19 protein-coding genes are annotated in these 18,155 nt (G+C 69.3%); 7 read left to right on the top strand and 12 right to left on the bottom strand.

Translation table 11 applies throughout. The features are described from left to right. Positions 1-67: 67 nt before the first annotated feature. Positions 68-1,249: a histidine kinase gene (locus tag F9C12_RS22940; RefSeq protein ID WP_409461807.1), complete on the top strand. Its 1,182-nt coding sequence runs from the start codon at positions 68-70 to the stop codon at positions 1,247-1,249. Positions 1,250-2,163: 914 nt separating this feature from the next. Here F9C12_RS22940 and F9C12_RS22935 read toward each other — a convergent pair. Beyond that, positions 2,164-3,303 (bottom strand): epoxide hydrolase family protein, encoded by a 1,140-nt coding sequence (locus F9C12_RS22935; protein WP_409461806.1) that lies wholly within the window; start codon positions 3,301-3,303, stop codon positions 2,164-2,166. Positions 3,304-3,362: 59 nt separating this feature from the next. On the opposite strand from F9C12_RS22935, the gene F9C12_RS22930 reads away from it, so the two are divergent. Beyond that, positions 3,363-4,319 (top strand): helix-turn-helix transcriptional regulator, encoded by a 957-nt coding sequence (locus tag F9C12_RS22930; protein WP_409461805.1) that lies wholly within the window; start codon positions 3,363-3,365, stop codon positions 4,317-4,319. Position 4,320: 1 nt separating this feature from the next. Here the strand turns inward: F9C12_RS22930 and F9C12_RS22925 are convergent, their stop codons facing one another. Together F9C12_RS22925 and F9C12_RS22920 are read right to left on the bottom strand one after the other, a co-directional pair. Further along, positions 4,321-4,947, bottom strand: coding sequence for a response regulator (locus tag F9C12_RS22925; protein WP_009085782.1), 627 nt, complete (start codon positions 4,945-4,947; stop codon positions 4,321-4,323). Positions 4,948-5,008: 61 nt separating this feature from the next. Continuing rightward, positions 5,009-5,812, bottom strand: coding sequence for an excalibur calcium-binding domain-containing protein (locus tag F9C12_RS22920; protein ID WP_409461804.1), 804 nt, complete (start codon positions 5,810-5,812; stop codon positions 5,009-5,011). 204 nt (positions 5,813-6,016) lie between these two features. Between F9C12_RS22920 and F9C12_RS22915 the strand changes: the two genes are divergently transcribed. Beyond that, a complete protein-coding gene (locus F9C12_RS22915) occupies positions 6,017-7,429 on the top strand; it encodes a 3'-5' exonuclease (protein WP_409461803.1) in 1,413 nt (470 codons plus the stop codon). On the opposite strand, the gene F9C12_RS22910 is transcribed toward F9C12_RS22915, so the two are convergent. Further along, positions 7,418-7,738 carry a nucleotide pyrophosphohydrolase gene (locus F9C12_RS22910; RefSeq protein WP_409461802.1) on the bottom strand — a complete coding sequence of 107 codons (321 nt, stop codon included), beginning with the start codon at positions 7,736-7,738 and terminating at the stop codon, positions 7,418-7,420. The two genes, F9C12_RS22915 and F9C12_RS22910, sit on opposite strands and share 12 nt — an antisense overlap. 108 nt (positions 7,739-7,846) lie before the next feature. Between F9C12_RS22910 and F9C12_RS22905 the strand changes: the two genes are divergently transcribed. Continuing rightward, positions 7,847-8,770 (top strand): hypothetical protein, encoded by a 924-nt coding sequence (locus F9C12_RS22905; protein ID WP_409461801.1) that lies wholly within the window; start codon positions 7,847-7,849, stop codon positions 8,768-8,770. Here the strand turns inward: F9C12_RS22905 and F9C12_RS22900 are convergent. From F9C12_RS22900 to F9C12_RS22885, 4 genes are all read right to left on the bottom strand, one after another. Beyond that, positions 8,767-10,320 carry a hypothetical protein gene (locus F9C12_RS22900; RefSeq protein ID WP_409461800.1) on the bottom strand — a complete coding sequence of 518 codons (1,554 nt, stop codon included), beginning with the start codon at positions 10,318-10,320 and terminating at the stop codon, positions 8,767-8,769. The two genes, F9C12_RS22905 and F9C12_RS22900, sit on opposite strands and share 4 nt — an antisense overlap. Before the next feature lie 34 nt (positions 10,321-10,354). Then, positions 10,355-10,504: a hypothetical protein gene (locus tag F9C12_RS22895; protein ID WP_409183906.1), complete on the bottom strand. Its 150-nt coding sequence runs from the start codon at positions 10,502-10,504 to the stop codon at positions 10,355-10,357. 164 nt (positions 10,505-10,668) lie between these two features. Next, entirely contained in the window at positions 10,669-11,604 is a 936-nt protein-coding gene (gene coaA, locus F9C12_RS22890) for a type I pantothenate kinase (RefSeq protein ID WP_409183905.1), read from the bottom strand. A 134-nt stretch (positions 11,605-11,738) separates the two neighbouring features. After that, positions 11,739-12,362, bottom strand: coding sequence for a macro domain-containing protein (locus F9C12_RS22885; protein ID WP_409461799.1), 624 nt, complete (start codon positions 12,360-12,362; stop codon positions 11,739-11,741). 98 nt (positions 12,363-12,460) lie between these two features. Between F9C12_RS22885 and pheA the strand changes: the two genes are divergently transcribed. The 3 genes from pheA (at position 12,461) to F9C12_RS22870 (ending at position 14,797) form a co-directional block, all read left to right on the top strand. After that, complete coding sequence (gene pheA, locus F9C12_RS22880; RefSeq protein WP_409461798.1) at positions 12,461-13,366, top strand: prephenate dehydratase; 906 nt, start codon at positions 12,461-12,463, stop codon at positions 13,364-13,366. Then, the gene (locus tag F9C12_RS22875) at positions 13,363-13,980 is read left to right on the top strand and encodes a histidine phosphatase family protein (RefSeq protein WP_409461797.1); all 618 of its coding nucleotides are present in this window, start codon (positions 13,363-13,365) and stop codon (positions 13,978-13,980) included. The genes pheA and F9C12_RS22875 overlap by 4 nt, the downstream gene beginning before the upstream one ends. Before the next feature lie 151 nt (positions 13,981-14,131). Beyond that, positions 14,132-14,797 (top strand): DUF4232 domain-containing protein, encoded by a 666-nt coding sequence (locus F9C12_RS22870; protein ID WP_409183901.1) that lies wholly within the window; start codon positions 14,132-14,134, stop codon positions 14,795-14,797. Positions 14,798-14,818: 21 nt separating this feature from the next. Here F9C12_RS22870 and F9C12_RS22865 read toward each other — a convergent pair whose 3' ends face one another. From F9C12_RS22865 to F9C12_RS22850, 4 genes are all read right to left on the bottom strand, one after another. Next, positions 14,819-15,277: a hypothetical protein gene (locus F9C12_RS22865; protein ID WP_409461796.1), complete on the bottom strand. Its 459-nt coding sequence runs from the start codon at positions 15,275-15,277 to the stop codon at positions 14,819-14,821. A gap of 57 nt (positions 15,278-15,334) precedes the next feature. Next, positions 15,335-16,576 carry an MFS transporter gene (locus tag F9C12_RS22860; protein WP_409461795.1) on the bottom strand — a complete coding sequence of 414 codons (1,242 nt, stop codon included), beginning with the start codon at positions 16,574-16,576 and terminating at the stop codon, positions 15,335-15,337. Between the two features lie 154 nt (positions 16,577-16,730). Continuing rightward, a complete protein-coding gene (locus tag F9C12_RS22855; RefSeq protein WP_161269782.1) occupies positions 16,731-17,081 on the bottom strand; it encodes a metallopeptidase family protein in 351 nt (116 codons plus the stop codon). Positions 17,082-17,084: 3 nt separating this feature from the next. Then, positions 17,085-18,080, bottom strand: a complete 996-nt coding sequence (locus F9C12_RS22850; RefSeq protein ID WP_409183898.1) for a septum formation family protein — start codon at positions 18,078-18,080, stop codon at positions 17,085-17,087. Positions 18,081-18,155 lie beyond the last annotated feature (75 nt).

Genomic DNA, 18,155 nt, shown 5'->3' with positions numbered 1-18,155 from the left:
AGGGTTGTTGGTGACGGTCACGATTTCGGGTCTGGGGCAGGGCACCGCGCTAAGGTCGGAGTTGCTCATGGACCCGACACTTGCCGCGCGTGCCCTTTCCGCGGCCACGGAGATCACCAGCACCGCGCTGTCCGGGGACGACCCGGAGGGGGTGCTGGAAACTGTCGTGGCCAGGGCCGTCGAGCTGGCGGACGCCGATCTTGGCCTGGCGATGGTCAGTGCTGACGACGGGCGGGTCGTGGTCGAGGCGGCTTACGGGGTCGACGGCTTGCTCGCCGAGGGGCCGACGGGCGACGCGGAAGGCGGGCCGGTCGGAGGGCTGCGCGGGCTGACGCTCGAGATGGAGTCCGCGGCGGGCCAGGTCGCGCGTGGCAGTGAGCCGATCGCGGCGGAGGACTTCATCGTCGATCCGCGCACGGCCCCGTATGTGCCGGACGAACTGCGCGGGTACGGGCCGTTCGCGGCCGCGCCGTTCGGGTCCGGCGGGCGGGTGCTTGGCGCGCTCACGGTGTACCGGCGGCAGGGGCGCGAGCCGTTTTCCGCGGGCACGGTCGAGATGCTCGCGGCGTTCGCGGCGCAGGCCGGGGTGGTGCTCGCGCTGGCCGAGGGCGCGAACGCGCGGCATCGCGTGACCCTCTACCAAGAGCGCGAACGCATCGCTCGCGAACTGCACGACGTGATCGTGCAACGGCTCTACGGCACCGGCATGCAGCTGGACCGCGTCCGCCGCAACATGCGGAAACGCTTCGCGCAGGCCGACGGGGCCCGGCTGTCCGACGCGATCGACCAGCTGGACCAGACCATCGAGGAAATCCGCGGCACCGTGCGCGCACTGCGCTCCCCGGAACCGCGCCACGACCCCGGCAGCCCGACAGACCTCGCCGAATCCGCGCGCGGCGAAGTGCGCATCGCCGGCGAACTGCTCGGATATCCGCCGACCCTGGAGCTGTCCGGCGAGTTCGCCGACATCCCCGCCGAGCGAGCCGACCACATCCGCGCCGCATTGCGTGAGGCACTGTCCAATGTGGTCCGGCACTCCGGCGCGAGCGAAACCCGCGTGACGCTGACCCGCGACGCGGAGGGTGTGAAGCTTCGCGTGCGCGACAACGGATCCGGGGTGCCGCAAGGGGTGGCGACCCGGGGGCTGCGGCATCTCGCCGAACGTGCGGACGCTGCTGGTGGCCGGTTTTTCCTCAATTCCTCGCCGAGTTTGGGTACGTTGGTCGCGTTTGATCTGCCGTTGGAGTGAGCGTTCCGGCGATCGCGTTGCTGCACAGGGGTTTCGCAGGTGAACCGCAGCGCAGCGATCGGAGGTAGCCGGCAGCGCAGCGATCGGCAGCGTCGATCAGTAACCGGCAGCGTCGACACGGCAGCGTCGACACGGCAGCGTCGACACCGCAGCGCTAGGGCTCTCGTCGCAGGCTGCGACGGTACGCCCGCCAGGACGCCGCACCAGCTCGCGGCTCGGTGCTCGCGGCTCGAGGCTCGCGGCCCGCGCGGCACCGACCGCGGTAGCCGTATTGTCTTGGCCTGCAAGGCAATACTCCGCGATCCGCCGAGTCTGAAGCGGCAGTTACCGCGCCGCGCGCGCACGTCGCGGTAACCACATCGCACCGAACTGCCGATTGCCTCGGACCCGTCACGCCAGCCGCACAGCTATGCCATTCGCGCAGCTCTGCACTGTGTCGTCGACCCCGCGTCGCGGCGACCTAGCGCAGTACCGAAATACCACCTCGGCCTAGCGCGGTTTCAGGCGTGCCACCTCGAAACTCGCTGCCTGAAACCCGCACTGAAATCAGCTGCCTCGCAACCGCCGTCTCGAATCCGCTGCCTCGAACCGCAGTGCACGCACTGCGTCTGCGTTTGTCCTGAATCGCTCGCAGCAAACACGCTGTCTCACCCTCGCGCCGCTGTGAACCCACCGCTGTGAACACACCGCGCACCAAGAGATTCAGCCTTCACGAGTCATCGAACACGCTCCTTCCTCGATTTCGTCCGCCTGCCACCGAGCCGTTCCCCATGGTAGCGAAGAATCGAACATCCATTCGGCACTCAATTGGGTGAACCGCTCTCCGGAAGTCGGCTACCCACAGCTCCGTCTCGAACGCCGAGAACCCCGTCCGCAGCAACGCGGGCGGGGTTCGGACGCGGATTCAGCAAAGGTCAGTCGCGGTTAGCGAAGAAAGCGCGAAGGTCGCCGGCGAGCAGGTCGGGGCGCTCCATCGCCGCGAAGTGCCCGCCTTCCTCGAAGCGGCTCCAGTGCACGATGTTCGTATTGTCGCGTTCGGCGAAGGCCTTGATGGTCTGGAAGTCGTCTTTGAACACCGCGACCCCGGTGCGCGCGTCGCTCACCCGCGGCTCGGCCTGTGCGCGGGCGTTCTCCAGGTAGCTGCGGCTCATCCCGGAAGCGGCGTTGGCGAACCAGTTCACGCTCACCTCCAGCAGGATGGTTTCCAGTGGTACGAGCGAGGTTCCGTTGCCGAAGGAGTTGAACAGCTCGCTGTAGGCGAGTAATCCGATCGGGGAGTCACTGAGGCCGACGGAAACCGTTTGCGGCCGCGAGGCGTTCATCGTGTTGTAGCCACCGACTGATTGAAACCATTGCATGTGCGCGAGACCGGCGTGCTCGGCCGGCTCGGGGCGTTCGAATTCGGCCGGATCGCCGGACGGGAACGAGAACAGCTGCAGGACGTGCAGGCCCAGGAAACCGTCCGGGTTCAGCATGCCGAGTTCCCTGGCGACCATCGCGCCGTTGTCCGAGCCGTGGATTCCGTAGCTCTCGTACCCGAGGCCGCGCATCAGGCGGTCGTACGCGGCGGCGACGCGGGCGACTGTCCAGCCGGATTCGGCGACGGGCTGGGAGAAGCCGTAGCCGGGCGCGTCCGGGATGACGACGTCGAACGCGTCCTCGGCGCGGCCGCCGTGGGCGACCGGGTCGACGAGGCGGTCGATCAGGTCGAGGTAGTCGACCGACGAGCCGGGGTAGGTGTGCGCGAGCAGCAGCGGCGTCGCGCCGGGATGGGCGGAGCGGACGTGGATGAAGTGGAACGTCTGGCCGTCGATCTCGGTGGTGAAGTGCGGGACGGAGTTGATCCGCGCTTCGGCGGCGCGCCAGTCGAAGGCTCGCCACGCTTCGAGCGCCGTCCGCAGGTAGGCGTTCGGGGTGCCGGCGTCCCAGTCGTCGGTCGGCGACGGCTGCGGCAGGCGGGTGCGGGCGAGGCGGTCGTGCAGGTCGGCGAGTTCGGCGTCGGTGGTCTCGACGGTGAAGGGGCGGAGGGCGAGGGCGGCGGTTGCGTTCGTCATGAGAAGGACACTAGGAGGCTATTAGGCTAAATTACTTCCTAATTGAATAAGGAGTTTCGATGGCTGATCCGACGGCGCGGTTGCTGGCGCTTCTCGCTCTCCTTCAGACCGCCGCCGGGCGGAGTGGCAGGGAGCTGTCCGAGCGACTGGGCGTCTCGGCCCGGACGATCCGGAACGACGTCGAACGGCTGCGTGACCTGGGCTATCCCGTCGAGGCGACGCGCGGGAACGTCGGCGGCTACCGGCTCGGCTCCGGTGGAAAGCTGCCGCCGCTTCTGCTGGACGACGAGGAGGCGGTGGCGGTCACCGTCGGGCTGCGGGCCGCGGCGGGCATCTCCGGGATCGAGGAGGCGGGCACGCGAGCGCTCGCGAAGCTCGAACAGGTCCTGCCGTCGAGGCTGCGGCCGACGGTCGACGCGCTGCGGTCGACGATCGACCGCGGGCCGGAGAACACCGGCACCGACGCGCCCGATCCGGAGGTCGACGGTGCCGTACTGCAGGAGGTCGCGCGGGCGATCCGGCACGTCGAATGGCTCCGGTTCGACTACGCGGACGAGTTGCGGCTGGTCGAGCCGTACCGGCTGCTCAGCTGGCAACGGCGGTGGTACCTGGTCGCCCGCGATCCGCAGGACGGCAGCTGGGCGACCTACCGCGTCGACCTGATGCGGCCGCGGATGCCGACCCGCCGCCGGTTCGAGCCGAATCCCTTGCCCGGCGGGGATTACACCGCCTTCGCGATGCGCACGATCGCGGCGAGCGGCTGGCTCGTGCACGCGCGCCTGCGCATCGACGCCCCGGCGGAGAAGGTGCTGGCCCGGATCAACCCGGCGGTCGGCGTCGTCGAACCCATTGACGACGACCACTGCGTGCTCGTCACCGGCGCGGACAGCCTGGACACCGTGGCTGTCTACAGTGGAATGCTGCGGATGGACTTCACCGTCGAATCGCCGCCGGAGTTGATCCCGCTGCTGCGGTTGCTGTCCGAACGCTACGGTCGCGCCGTCGCGGGAAGCTGATTCACTTGCCGCGGCGGGCAATCCACGCCGCGGCCTGGGTGCGGCGCTGCATGCCGAGCTTCGCGAGCACGGACGTCACGTAGTTCTTCACCGTTTTCTCGGCGAGGAAAAGACGTTCGGCGATCTCGCGGTTCGACAGCCCCTGCCCGATCAGCTCCAGTACGTCGCGTTCGCGATCGGTGAGGGCGGCCAGCTCGTCGGTCGGCGGATGGCGCAGCTTGTCGAGCACGCGAGCGGTGCTGACCGGGTCGAGCAGCGACCGGCCGGCGGCGACCTCGCGGACCGCGTTCACCACGTCCTGGCCGCGAACCTGCTTGAGCAGATAACCCGAGGCGCCCGCCATGATCGCGCCGACCATGGCCTCCTCGTCGTCGAACGCGGTGAGCATGAGGCAGGCCGGCGGATTCGGCTTGGACCGCAGCTCGCGGCAGAGCGTGATGCCGTCGCCGTCCCCGAGGCGAACATCCACGACCGCGACGTCCGGCTCGACGTGCATGGCCACCGCGAGCGCCTCCTCGACGCTCCCGGCCTCGGCGACCACCTCCAGGTCGGCCTCGTCGCTGAGCAGGTCGCGCAGGCCCCGCCGGACGAGTTCGTGGTCGTCTACAAGCAGCACCTGGATCGGCATATCTCCAGGTTACGGGGCGTGGGGTGGTTCGTCTTCCGGTCGTGCCGCAGGACACCAGGCGTTACCGCTCGCAGGCGACTCCGTCACCGTCGCGGTCCAGGCCGGGACGGTAGCCGGGATCGCCGCGATGCAGAGGCGCGGCCCCAGCGGCTTTCGCGGCCGCGCAGTTTTTGTAGTACGCGCTGCTCGGCTGTTCGGGTTCCGGCGCGTCCTCGACCGGCGGCGGGGCGGCTTGTTCGGACGTACGCGGGGGAGGCGGCGGAGCGGGTGTTTCCTTCGGAGGGGCGGGCACCAGCACCGGCGTCGGCGCGGTGATCATTCCCTTACACGGCTCCGCCCACAATCCAGCCGCCGCTTGCTGGGCCGAATTCGCCGCGTTGCGCAGCGAATCCGAGACGACATTGCCAGCCAGCCGGGCGTATCCGGCGGAGAGCGCCGCCGTCGCGTAATCGCTGCCGTCGCTCAAGGACAATGCGACACCGTCAGTGGTGTCCGTGGTGATCTTCACTGCCGCGCCAGCGAGCTTGTTGTTGGCCCAAACCACGGTTTCGCTCGCGTAGCAGTTGTTTCCAGTCGCCACCTCGAGACCGAGGATGTGCACCGTGCGATGGCTGCCGTCGGAACCGGTCAGTTCGACGTTGGCGGCGTCGGTGATTTTGCCGACGGTGTAGGTCACCGGTGCCGGAGTGGCTGAGGTGGTTCCCGGAGTCGTCGACGGCGGAGCGGCTGGTGCGGCAACCGGCTGCGGACTCGGTGCGGATTTGCCGAACACCGCGCCCAGAATGAAAAGAACCGCGAAGGTACTGAGGACGACCGTCAGCCAGACCGGGAATTTCAGCTGGGGGCGCGCGGGCGTGGGGTCCATTCGGTATTCCTCTTCCTGAGGTGGCTGCCGAATGGTGTTCGCAAAAGCGGCGTTCAGTGTTACGCGTCAAGGGAACCCGGATTGCCGGGAGCGAAGAAGAAGTCACGGATGCGTCACAAAGGCGGCATTTCCCGTCCCTCCTGTGACGATTCGCCAGCTTCTCGCGATGGTCAAGGGAACCGTCCAGGAGAAAGCGCATCCACGATGGCCGACCTGATCGAACGACTGTCCCTGTCCTCGAGCGGACGGGTGTCCGCGCAAGGCACGGAGTTCACCGCGCTCGACGTGAAGACGACCGGACTGCACCGTGGGCGCGTCCTGGAGGTCGCCGCGATCCGGTTTCGCGGAGACGGGACTTTTCTCGGCGAGTTCGCGACAGTCGTCGCCGCGGATGCGAACCGGCGCAATCCGCACCGCATCACCGCGGCGGAGCTGGCTGACGCGCCGGCCCTGGGAGACATCCTCAGCCCGTTGTTCGAGCTGTGCCGGGGCGCGATCGTCGTGGCGCACGACCTGTCCTCGGTGGAAGGGCTCCTCGCTGAGATCAGCCAGTTGGGCGTCCGGCTGCCCCCGCTGCCGGCGATCTCGCTCAAGGACACCGCGCAGGCCGCGTTGCCGCTGCCGAACTACCGGCTCGCCACCATCGCCCGCGCCTTCGGCCTCGAAGACTTCCCCGGTTATCTCGCCGAACCGGTCGCACGGGCGTGCGCGCACGCGATGCTCGCTCTCGTCCGTACGCACGGGCTGCGCCAACCGCAGCCAGTGCGTTTTCCGGACTTGCCGCGGTATGCGAGCGGGGCGGCACCCGTGCGCCGGGCGGTGACCGGTGCGGAGAAGGGCTGGATGGCCGAGGCCGTGGACCGGGTTTCCGCGGGCGACGACGGACCGGTCGCGCAGGCGTACCTCGATCTGCTTGCCGAAGCCGTTGGCGACCACTTCCTGACCGAAGAGGAGGTCTGGGCGCTCGCCGACCTCGCGGCCGAGGCCGGGATGACCGAGTCGGAGGTACAACGGGTGCACGCTGGCCTCGTCGCTGAGCTGCGCCGCGTCGCGGAGGCCGACGGGGTGGTGACCTCCGCCGAGTACCGCGAACTGCGGCAGGTCGCGGACGCGCTCGGGGCGTTGGACGCTGTGGTGGATCTCAAGGTCACCACTAACGGAAACAAGCCGACGAGGGTCCTGGTGCTCGGGACGACGGCGGACGCGGACCAGTTGCGTGCGCGGGTGCTGTCGGAAGGCTTCCAGCTCGCGAAGAACCTGACCGGTTCGGTCACGCACCTGGTGTACGACTCGGGGGTGCGCGAGTCCGAACCGCGGCTCGCTCGGGCGCTCGAACTCGGCGCGCAGGTCGCGCGGCTGGACGAGGCCGCGGTGCTGCTGGGATTCGCCCCGGCCCCGCGGCCGAGGCACCAGAAAGCACCGTCGAGCCGGGACCGGCTGCTCGGGCAGGTGCTGATGGGGATCGGAGTGATCCTGATGGTCATCACGGTGACCGCGATGTTCGACGGCGCCGGGCTGGGGCTGGGAATCGTGCTGGCCGGGTTCGCCGTCGGTGCGCTGGTCGGCGGCTGGTACCTCGACGAGACGAAGCGGGCGACGGCCGGGTCAGCGGGCTAGCGGAGGGAACCGCTTCTCGTTGCGGTCCACCTTTGCGTTCGCTGCTTCCAGCAGGTCGATTCCCAGTACATCCGCCAGCCGGACCAGGTACAGCATCACGTCGGCGATTTCGTCCTGGACGTTGAACTCCCGGTCCGGGTCGGCGCGCCAGTTCGCGGCTTCCTCCGGGGTCAGCCACTGGAACAGGGCGATCAGCTCGCCTACTTCGCCGGACAGGGCCATCGTCAGGTTTTTCGGGGTGTGGAACGGTTCCCAGTCCCGGGCGGCGGCGAAGTCGCGGAGGCGCTGGGTGAGGTCGTCTAGGGTCACTGGACCTGACTATCACGCGCAGTGCTCACCTGGGGTGTCCGGGTTGGGCCGAAAAGAGTACGCCGTTGGCCCACACGCCGGTTGCGAGCCATACGGCAGACTGTTCGCGTGAGCGTCCCCGACCCGGTCGAGTACACCGCCAAAATCGGTGCGGTTCTCGATACTGTGCGGCGGCTGCTCGACTCCGGCAGCCGGGCCGATCTCGCGCCGCTCGCCCGGCGGGCGGTGGACGACATCGTGGGCATGCTCGAGCAGCACGGTGATCTCGCCGGGGACCTTCAGGTGCGGCTTGACCAAGCGGTCGCGTTGTACGCGCGGGCCTGTGCGGCTCGGCCGCCGGATCCCGAGCAGCTCGCGGACTGGGTGCTGGAGGCGGCGTTCAGCGGGCGGGCGGTCGCGGTGGCCGATTTCGCGGGGGCGCTCGGGGATGCCGGGCTCGCGCGGATGAAGTCCATTGTGGACGAAATATTGCGCGGGAAATCCGCCGAGAAGCGCGAGATCGCGGAGCGGCTGCAGGAGGAGATCGCGGAGGCTAGCGGGGACGTCGACGGGCTGGTCGCCATTCTCGCGGCCAAACCGCCTCGGGTGGACGTCAGTCTCAAGATCGTGCGGGTGTTGCGGGCGGCTGGGCGGCACAGTGAGGCGATCGCGTACGCGGCTCGGGTGCTGACTCCGCAGCGGGCACGGCCGCGGCGGGCAGAGCAATCGCAGGCGGAGCAACTGCGGGCGGATCAATCGCGAGCGGAGAAACTGCAGGCAGAGAAACCTCAGGCGGAGAAACCGGAGTCGCCGAAAGAAGAACCCTCCATTCCGGAATACCGCGAACGGATCGAGCAGCTGATCGCGCAGAAAGAAGCCGCCGCGTACCGGGAAGCGGCGCAGTGCCTCAAAAAACTGCGCACCCTCCACAAACAAGCGGGCACGGCGGCGGAGTTCACCGGCTACGTCGCCGAGCTGGTGAACGTCCACCGCCGCAAAACCCGGTTGCTCGCGGAGATCCGGTCGGCCCGGATCGCGCTTCCGAAGGGCTAGATCTCGGCCAGTGCGGCGCGGTAGGCGTCCAGGTCGTAGTCCAGCTGGTCTTCTTCCTCGGTTTCGGTCAGCTGTCCTTCGAGGACGGACACCAACCGGTCGAGGACCTCGGTGCGGGAAAGGTCCTGCCGCAGCAGGTTCTGCGCGGCGGTCCACACTTCGGCGGGCTCGTCGTCCCACAGCTGGTCCACAATGGACGTCTCAAGGGCGAGCCGGAGGCCGTCCGCGCCGTCGAATTCTTCCGCGGCGAGCGATTCGTGGTACTCCGGGTGTGCGCCGATCACCAGCAGGCGGCGCTGTTCCGGGTCGCCCGGGTCCAGGTCGGTCAGTTCCTCGTCACCGATCACTGTGGACAGTTCGGGCACCGCGAAACGACGGCGGGCCACCACTTCCAGTGCTTCGTCGGCGGATTCGGTGCCGTCGAGGTAGTCGCTGAAGTCCTCTTCCTCGTCGTCGTCCGAGAGGTATTCGCCGAGGTATTCGGTGACCTCTTCCAGCAGCGCGGCAGTGGCTGCTTCGGACAGTCCGGCACGAGCCGCGGCCCACCCGGCCCACGCCAGCACGACCGGTGCGACCGCGTCCTCGTCTTCCAGCTCGGATTCGCCGTCCAGCAAGGATTCGAGGAACCGTGCCAGCTTCTCCGGACCGACGCGCAGCGGGTTCGCCGGTTCTGCCCGGCAGCCGTGGTCCACCAGGAGGTTGGCGATTTCGCGGGCGGCGTCGGCGTCCGGCAGGTTCGTGTCGGCGAGGAACTGGGCGACCGCTTCCTCGCGCTGCGCGGCAGTCCACTCGGCCACCGCCGGACCATCGGAAGGCTCCGGCAGCGAACGCGCCCAGGTCAGCGCGATGGCGTGGAACCGCGCGTAGTCCTCGCCGATGTCCGGCTCGTCCAGTGCGTCCGTGGCCGCGATTCCGGATACCAGCAGCCGGTGCGCGTCGGCGGGCTCGACCTTTTCCAGCACGACCAGCTCGCCGTCTTCCTCGACCTGCGAGCGCATTTCGGCGAGCACCTCGTGCGGCTCCTCGATGACCACCAGGTCGCGCACCCGGCCGCCCTCGGCGAAGTCCAGCAGCGCGAGCAGGCCGAGCGAGTGGTCGCCGCGCGAAAAGACGCACAGCAACGACGACTCGTCGCCGTAGACATCCCCGGTGCGCCAGCATTCGCCGACGCTGACCTTCCCGACCTCGGCGGCCCACTCCGGCTCCGGGATGCCCCGGCCGAGCACGACGCCGAGCGCCTCGGCCGCCGCCGCACGCTCCTCTTCGGACTCGGCCAGCACCTTCAGCGCGGCCAGCAGCGCCGCCGCGCCGGGCGTGATCTTGCGCTGGGCGAACGCGATCAGCTCGAGGCCGAGCTGGTTTTCCGGTTCGTCCTCCACCACGACGTCCCGCCACTGCCCGACGACCTCGGAACCCAGCAGCTCGATGTCGAACGGGCCGGGCTCGGCCGCGACCGCGGAGAAGTCCCGCAGCACGTCCTTGAACAGACCGTTGACGCTGGGGGCGGTGGGTAGGGAACTCTTCTTGCGCGCGCGGCTCACCGGACTCATGCCGCACATCTTGCCTGGACCCGAAGGCGCGGCCTCAGCTGGTCGGCCCCGTCGTGCTCCGTGCCTTCACGCGCCGTTCGCGCAGCGCGTCGTCGAAGTCGACGACGAACGCCCCCGCGGCCATCGCGACCAGCAGCGTCAATCCCAATACCGCGCCGACCCAGGTCAGGACGATAGTCAACATCGTGGCCTCCTTCGCAGGTCAAGTGCGACATCCTGCTGTGTTTCAGGGTCGCTTGCGGACCGGCCCGCTGGTATCGGCCAAGTGGTTACGAAGACTCTGGCCGATCGGTCAGCAACTCCGGGGCCAGGTGCGGAACGAGACTGCTGAGGTGCGTGTGGGTGAATTCAGAGTTTCCGCAGCCGAACGCGGTTGATCGCGTGGTCGGCGTCCTTGCGGAGCACGAGAGTCGCGCGTGGACGGGTCGGCTTGATGTTCTCCATCAGGTTCGGCTCGTTGATGGTGTGCCAGAGGTGCCGGGCCTCTTCGCGGGCCTCGTCGTCGGGCAGGCCGGCGAAGTGGTGGAAGTGCGAGGCCGGGTCGGCGAAGGCGGTGTGCCGCAGCTTCAGGAATCGTTCGACGTACCAGTGTTCGATGTCGTCGATGTGCGCGTCGACGTAAATCGAGAAGTCGAACAGATCCGAGACGGTCAGGCTCGGGCCGGGCTGCAGGACGTTCAATCCCTCGATGATGAGGATGTCCGGCCGTTCCACGACCTGTTCCTGGTCCGGGAGGATGTCGTAGGCCAGGTGCGAGTACACCGGCGCGGCCACCCGCTCGGCCCCGGACTTCACCTCGGTGACGAACCGCAGCAGCGCGCGCCGGTCGTAGCTTTCCGGAAAACCCTTGCGGTGCATGATTCCGCGCCGCGTCAGCTCCGCGCGGGAGTAGAGGAACCCGTCGGTCGTCACGAGGTCGACCCGCGGATGGTCGGGCCAGCGGGCCAGCAGAGTGCGCAGGATTCGGGCGGTGGTCGATTTTCCGACCGCGACACTGCCCGCGATGCCGATCACGAACGGAGCCTTGGTGTTGCGACAGTCTTCGCCGAGAAATGTCGTGGTGGCCTCGTACAGTTGCTGCCGGGCCTTCACCTGGAGATTGATCAACCGCGAAAGCGGCAGGTACACGTCGGCGACCTCGGCGAGATCGATTTGCTCCCCGAGCCCGCGGAGCCGGACCAGCTCGTCCGCGGTCAGCGGCAGCGGAGTGGAGCTGCGCAGCTCCCGCCACTGTTCCCGATGCAGCTCTACATAAGGGCTGAGTTCACGGACCCGTGTGGGCATCGCACACTCCTCGGCCGTCGCCTGCGCTGGCTCCGTCTGCGCTACTTCCGTAACGCCGTATCAACGGTAGGGCTTACCGCGCGTGAACGCGCTGTGATGTGATGCACGCACCCCTGACCGGGGCAGGTATTCGATCACCGAAGGTGACCGTTGGCCCCGAAAACTTCCTGCCACGCGGCGGCGACCTGCCGGGCGCACGTGGCCGGTGCCACGCCGCCCACGCCGGTGCCGAGACCGGGCATCGCGATCGTCCGCACGGCCGAGGCGACCGAGCCGGAATCCAGCTGTCCGCGCTGCCATTGCAGGAACACCGCGCGCGCCGCGAGATACGGGTGGACGGTGTCGGCGGGCAGCCGCTCGCCGGGTTCGCGCATGGTCGGCGCGCTGATCAGCCACGCCGGTTCGGATTCGCCGGTCGGGACGATCACCGACTCGCCGATCGGCAGCTCACCGCCGTACGAAGCCAGTACCGCGCTGCGCACGCTCTGCTCGATGCCGGGAAACGCCCGCGCGTAAACCGCGTCGATCCCGCCGCGCATCCAGCCGTAGGAGTTGGCCGGGCTGACCACCGCCTGCGCGGCGATGTCGAGCACCGAACCGCGGTGCACCCGGACGGAGCCGCCGAAGTCCGCCACGGCGGAGGTCCACGCCGCGGCCAGCGGTTCATCGACGGCGCACAGCACCAATTCCGGCGTTCGGGGAGAACCCGGCGTACCGGCTTCCCCGTGCCCGGCGTGTGTGCCTGAGTCGGCGGTCACCGGTCCAGCATGGCAAAAAACGCCACCCGGCGTAACCGGTTTAGCCACCGGCTGTCCGAGTGAAAAGCGCCACGCACGCGGTCGCTAGCCTGAGGCTCGTGTTGCGGATCGCGTATTTCGGCCCTCAGGGCACGTTCACCGAGCAGGCCGCCCGCGCGCTCGCGCCGGGCGAGGACCTGACCCCCTACGAGACCGTCCGGCTGGCGCTGCAGGCCGTCCGCGACGGAGCCGCGGACGCCGCGTGCGTGCCGATCGAAAACTCCGTCGAGGGCGTCGTGCCCGCGACGCTCGACGGGCTCAGCGACGGGGATCCGCTCGTCGCCACGGCCGAGACGATCCTGCCGATCCACTTCAGCGTGCTCAACCGGCCCGGCAGCGGCGAAATCCGCACCGTCGCGAGCCATCCGCACGCGCTCGCCCAGGTGCGCGAGTGGCTGGAGGCGAACCTGCCGGACGCCACCCCGGTCGCCTCGTCGTCCACCGCGGCGGCGGCGGTCGGCGTGGTCGAGGGCGATTTCGACGCCGCGGTCTGCGCGCCGGTCGCGATCGAGCACTACCCGCTGGAAGAGCTGGCGACCGGCGTCGCCGACGTCCGCGACGCGCAGACCCGGTTCCTGATGGTGCGCCGTCCCGGCGAACTGCCCGCGCCCACCGGAGCCGACCGCACGTCGATCGTCGCGGCCGCGGTCAACCGCACCGGAACGCTGTCCGACCTGCTGGTGGAGCTGGCCGGCCGCGGGATCAACCTGACCCGGATCGACGCCCGGCCGACCCGCAACAACTTCGGCGAGTACCGGTTCTTCATCGACTTCGAGGGGCACCTCGCCGAACCCCGGATCATCGACGCGATGACCGCCCTGCGCCGCCGCTCGCACCTGCGTTTCCTCGGTTCGCATCCGCGGGCGGACGAGGTCGCGGCCACCATCGAGGAGGGCGCGGGGAACCAGGATTTCCTCGACGCGCAGGCGTGGGTCGACGCCGTTTTGAAGGGAGAAGGCGCGTGAGGCTGCTGCTGGCCCGGCACGGGCAAACCGAAGGCAACGTCCGCCGCGCCCTGGACACCGCGCTGCCCGGCCCGCCGCTCACCGAACTCGGCCGCGAGCAAGCCGCGGCGCTCGCCGAAGAGCTGAAGGCCGAGCCGATCGTGGCGGTCTACGCGTCGGAAGCGGTGCGTGCGCAGCAGACCGCGGCTCCGCTGGCCGAGGCGTTCGGGTTCGACGTGCAGGTGATCGAGGGCGTCAAGGAGGTCGACGCCGGCGATCTCGAGGGCAACACCGACCTGGACTCGATCGGCACCTACCTGCGCGTGGTGAAGGCGTGGACGGAAGGCGACCTGGACGTCCCGATCCCCGGCGGCGAGACCGGCAGGCAGGTGCGCGACCGGATGCTCGGCGCGGCCGCCGAGCTGCGGGCCAAGCACGAGGAGACCTCGCCGGACGGAGTGGTCGTGCTGGTCAGCCACGGCGGCGCGATCCGGCTCGCCGGGGAATGGCTGGCCTCGAACGTGCCCGCCGAACTGGCGAACGAGGCGTTGATCCCGAACACGAAGTTCGTCGAGCTGGAAGCGACGGAGAGCGGCTGGGAGTGCCTGCGCTGGGTCGACACGCGCCTTTCGTGAGCGGTTGATCACTCGTGCGGGGAAACGCCGCGTGAACCCGGGTCCGGTGGGGAACTCACCGGATGCGGAGCAACCCCGTCCGGACCTGGCACGTCCTCCGGATGAAGGTTTCACCCAGTTAGGCGTTCACCAGCACAGCGAGGCGAGTGAGATGGCAAACACGAAGAAACCGTGGATTTCCCTGGTCTTCCTGTCCGCAGTGGGCGCGTCGGGGGCGCTGCTGCTTTCCGCCTGCGGTCAGGGCGCACCCGCCGCGAGCGGCCCGGCGAGTTCGGACACCCCGTCGAGCAGCCCGATGTCGTCGGCGTCGTCCGCGGCATCGTCCGCTCCTTCTTCCGCGTCGTCCGCGCCGAGCGGCGGCGCGGCGCCGGCCGAGAAACCGCCCGCCGACAACGGTCTCTGCAAGGCCGGCGACGTGTCCCTGTCGCTGGGCGGCGGAGACGCCGGCGCGGGTTCGCAGTACCGGTCGCTGCTGATCAAGAACACGAGCGGCAAACCGTGCACCATCCAGGGCTTCCCCGGCGTGTCGTACGTCGGCGGCGAGAACGGGGCGCAGATCGGCCCGGCCGCCGAGCGCGACGGCGCCAAGGGCGCTCCGGTGAAGCTGGCTCCCGGCCAGACCGCCGCCGCCGACCTGCAGTTCGCGCAGGTGCGCAACTTCGACCCGAGCGTCTGCAAGCCGACGCCAGTCAAGGGCCTGCGCGTGTACCTGCCGCAGGAGACCGCGTCGAAGTTCGTGCCGCTCGACGGCACCGGCTGCGCGGGCACGAACATCCCGGGCAAGCAGCTCGGCGTGAAGACCGTGCACAAGGCCTGACCGGACGCTCCGCGCGTGGGGTCAGCCCCGCGCGCAGAGCTGCTCCGCCTGTACGACGGCGGCCTGCCCGTCGCGGTTGTCGAAGCGGCTGCTGAGCACCATCTTGTTCACCGCGTCGAGGGCTTTGGCCAGCGGCTGGTAGTTGCCGTCGAAGGTCGCCGCCGCCTTGGCCAGCTCCATCGCGCCGGTGACGCGGTGCACCGCGTCGTCGGACATGCGGGTGAACTGGGCCGCGTCGGTGCCGCCGGTGGTGTCCGGGATGCGCCCGGCGCGGGCGAACGCGGTGCAGGCGGCCGCGGCGTCGACATTCGCTCCGGCTCGCTGGCCGGACAGGCCCCAGAGCAGCCCGAGCACGCAGCCGCCGAGCACGAACCCGGCGATGGCGGCCAGGACGAGCGGACGGCGAGCGGCGGGCGGAGGTGACTCAAGCTCGGTGTCGCGGTCGTCGTCGGGCAGCGGCGGAGTGTGGAGCGCGGTCATCACGTACCTCCGGGCGGCCGGGGTGAGGTGCTATTCCAGCACCAAAACCGCGCCGGATCACTGCTGCGAGCGGACTCCGTCCCCGGTCGAGGCCGTTTTGTCATCGAGCGGGTGCCCGCGCAGCGCGAACAGTGCATAGCCGGTCACGAACAGCAGCAGCAGGCCGGACGCGGCGAAGGTGTCGCCCGCCGAACCGAGCAGCTTCGTGAGCCATCCGCCGAGCAGCGCGCCGAGCGGGATCGCGCCCCAGACGACAGTGCGCCAGACCCCGAGCACGCGGCCGAGCAGTTCGCCCGGCACGAGCGTGTGGCGCGCGGTCGCGAGCACGACGTTCACCGCCACCACCGCCGCCGCGAACACGCCGAACAGCACCGCGGACACCACCGGCTGGCGGATCAGGCCCATGCCGCCGAACCCGAGCGCGCAGAACAACACCCCGCCGACCAGGACCGCCCGGCGTCCGACGCGCCGGACCAGCCGCGGCGTCAACCCGGCCCCGAGCAGACCGCCAGCCCCGCCGACGAACGCGAACGCGCCGAAGGTGGCATCGGACAAATGCAGGTCTTCCAGCGCGTACAGCACCAGCTGCGCCTGGGCCAGCTCGCTGATCAGGCTGAGCAGACCGGCGATCGCGAGCAGCCGCAGCAGCAGCGAATGCTTCCGCAGCCAGCGGAAGCCGTCCGCGAAATCCGCCCGGACGTGCGAGGTGGTTTCCTGCCGCGGCCGATAGCTGCCCGCCATGCCCAGCAGCACCGCGGCGCCGACCGCGAATCCGACCGACGAGAGCAGGAACGGGAAAACCGCGAACATCGCGAAGGTCGCGCTGCCGACCGGGCCGCCCAGGAACGTCTGGCCGACGATCTCGCACGCCTGCAGCTTGCTGTTGGCGTTCTCCAGCCGGTCCGCCTCGACCAGCGCGGGCGGCAGCACGTTCGCCGCGCTCTCCGCGACCGTTTCCGCGATCCCCACCAGCAGCGACGCGACGTAGATCGTCCAGATCTGCACCGAGCCGAACGCGAGCAGCGCGGTGACCGCGGCGACCACCAGCGCGCGCATCGCGTTCGCGGCGACCATCGCCTTCTTGCGGTCGATCCGGTCGACCAGCGTGCCGGCCGGGATGGCGAACAGCAGCCACGGCAGGAACTGCACCGCCGACAGCGCGGCGATCTCCACCGGATCGCGCGTCAGCGTGGTGGCCAGCAGCGGGAAAGCGACCTTGGCGATGCCGTCGGCGAGATTCGACGTGCCGCTCGACGCGAGCAGCCAGCGCAGCCGGCTGTCCGTCTGACGATGCGCCACGAACCACCTCACGAGGAAAAGGAAACGCCCTGGTGAGGCCAGTCTAGGGAGAGTGGCGGCGGTCTGTGACGCTTTGGTGACCTTCGGTGGTTTCCGCGGTCGCGGGACGGTGGTGATCAAGGAAGAGCACCGGTCCGCCGCGATTCCGCCGAAATCAGCCCCAGCCGAGTTCGTGCAGCCGCTCGTCGTCGATGCCGAAGTGGTGGCCGAGTTCGTGCATGACGGTGATGAGCACTTCCTCGACGACGTCGTCCTCGGTGTCGCAGATGTCGAGGATCGGCTCGCGGTAGATCGAGATCCGGTCCGGCAGCGCCCCGCTGTAGTGGCTGGTGCGCTCGGTGAGCGCGATGCCGTGGTAGAGCCCGAGGATGTCCGGTGCTTCCTCGTTGAAGTCCTCGACCAGCACCACGACGTTGTCCATCGCCGCGGCGAACTCTGCGGGCACCTGGTCGAGCGCGTCGGAGACGAGTTCCTCGAACCGCGCCTGGCTCATCTCGACGGGCACTGTTCAGTTGCCCCCGCTGGAGCTGGAACTGGAGCTGGACTTGGGCGGCGGGCTCTGCTGCTGGCTCGACGCCCCGGCCGACCCGCTCTTCACGCTGCCGGTGACCGCCTGGAATCCGCTGCCGTCCTGCAGCGTGGCCGCGACCTTGCAGTTGACCTTGGTGGACCCGGCATCCCAGCTCTCCTGCTCGCGCGAGTCCCAGCCCAGCGTGAGCTTCTTCGCCGAGAGATCGGCGCCGCCGGTGTAGTCCTTGGCGGCCTTGTTGCACTCGGTGTCGAGCCAGGACTTCTGGTCGTCCAGCTTCGGGTAGCCGTCCTTGAAGTGCGAGGCGAGGTCGAGCGTCGCGATGATCTCGTACGAATGCGGCTTGCCGCAGTCGATCGGGTCGCCGACCCCCTTGCCGACCAGCGCGAGGCAGGTGCCCGGGGCCCACACCATCGACTGGTCCTGGGTCTTCGCCGCGCCGGTGGTGGACTGCAGGGTGCCGCCCGGACCGGCGAACTGCAGGCCGCAGCGCAGCTGGCGGTCACCCTGCGCCCACTGCGCCGAGGTGGGCCGCAGCAGGTTGGTGGTGAGCTTGCCGTACGGGTCGAGCGGGTGGCCGAGGTACGGCCGCACGTCGGCGTTGCACTGCTGCTGCGCGATGTCCTGCCACTGGTCGAGGCTCGGGAACGGAGCCTGCTGCGGGTACTTCGCGCCGATGTCGACCACGGTGGTCACCTCGAACAGGTGCGGCTGCTCGCACGGCACCTGGTGCGCGTCCGAGGCGTCCTTGGCGTTCCAGGTCAGGCAGGTGCCCGGCGGCGAGTGAAACGCCTGCTGGGCGGCCTCGCTGAGCTTGCCCTCGCCGCCGCCCGCGCCTCCGGCGAGCGTGTCGGTCCAGGAGAAGGCGACGCTCAAGGCCAGCGCGATGACCGCACCGAGGAACACCCCGGCCATCACCACGCGGGTGGTCAGGGTCTGCATACGCGAAGGGAACCGCTCCGAGCGTTGAGACATCGATACCCATGATGCCCGCGCCGCATGAACCGCGCGTGTGCCGGGTCGATTAGGGTGGAACGCGGGGTTTGCAGT

It is taken from the genome of Amycolatopsis sp. GA6-003, assembly GCF_046267895.1.
Lineage (GTDB): Bacteria > Actinomycetota > Actinomycetes > Mycobacteriales > Pseudonocardiaceae > Amycolatopsis.
Note: the sequence above shows the minus strand (reverse complement) of the source record. Positions and strands in the feature narration are given on the sequence as shown.

What these genes read in the sequence shown, in the direction of transcription:
- F9C12_RS22940 (WP_409461807.1), top strand. Translation starts at nt 68, where the DNA reads ATGGACCCGACACTTGCCGCGCGTGCCCTTTCCGCGGCCACGGAGATC.
- F9C12_RS22935 (WP_409461806.1), bottom strand. Translation starts at nt 3,303, where the DNA reads ATGACGAACGCAACCGCCGCCCTCGCCCTCCGCCCCTTCACCGTCGAG.
- F9C12_RS22930 (WP_409461805.1), top strand. Translation starts at nt 3,363, where the DNA reads ATGGCTGATCCGACGGCGCGGTTGCTGGCGCTTCTCGCTCTCCTTCAG.
- F9C12_RS22925 (WP_009085782.1), bottom strand. Translation starts at nt 4,947, where the DNA reads ATGCCGATCCAGGTGCTGCTTGTAGACGACCACGAACTCGTCCGGCGG.
- F9C12_RS22920 (WP_409461804.1), bottom strand. Translation starts at nt 5,812, where the DNA reads ATGGACCCCACGCCCGCGCGCCCCCAGCTGAAATTCCCGGTCTGGCTG.
- F9C12_RS22915 (WP_409461803.1), top strand. Translation starts at nt 6,017, where the DNA reads ATGGCCGACCTGATCGAACGACTGTCCCTGTCCTCGAGCGGACGGGTG.
- F9C12_RS22900 (WP_409461800.1), bottom strand. Translation starts at nt 10,320, where the DNA reads ATGAGTCCGGTGAGCCGCGCGCGCAAGAAGAGTTCCCTACCCACCGCC.
- F9C12_RS22895 (WP_409183906.1), bottom strand. Translation starts at nt 10,504, where the DNA reads ATGTTGACTATCGTCCTGACCTGGGTCGGCGCGGTATTGGGATTGACG.
- coaA (WP_409183905.1), bottom strand. Translation starts at nt 11,604, where the DNA reads ATGCCCACACGGGTCCGTGAACTCAGCCCTTATGTAGAGCTGCATCGG.
- F9C12_RS22870 (WP_409183901.1), top strand. Translation starts at nt 14,132, where the DNA reads ATGGCAAACACGAAGAAACCGTGGATTTCCCTGGTCTTCCTGTCCGCA.
- F9C12_RS22865 (WP_409461796.1), bottom strand. Translation starts at nt 15,277, where the DNA reads ATGACCGCGCTCCACACTCCGCCGCTGCCCGACGACGACCGCGACACC.
- F9C12_RS22850 (WP_409183898.1), bottom strand. Translation starts at nt 18,080, where the DNA reads ATGTCTCAACGCTCGGAGCGGTTCCCTTCGCGTATGCAGACCCTGACC.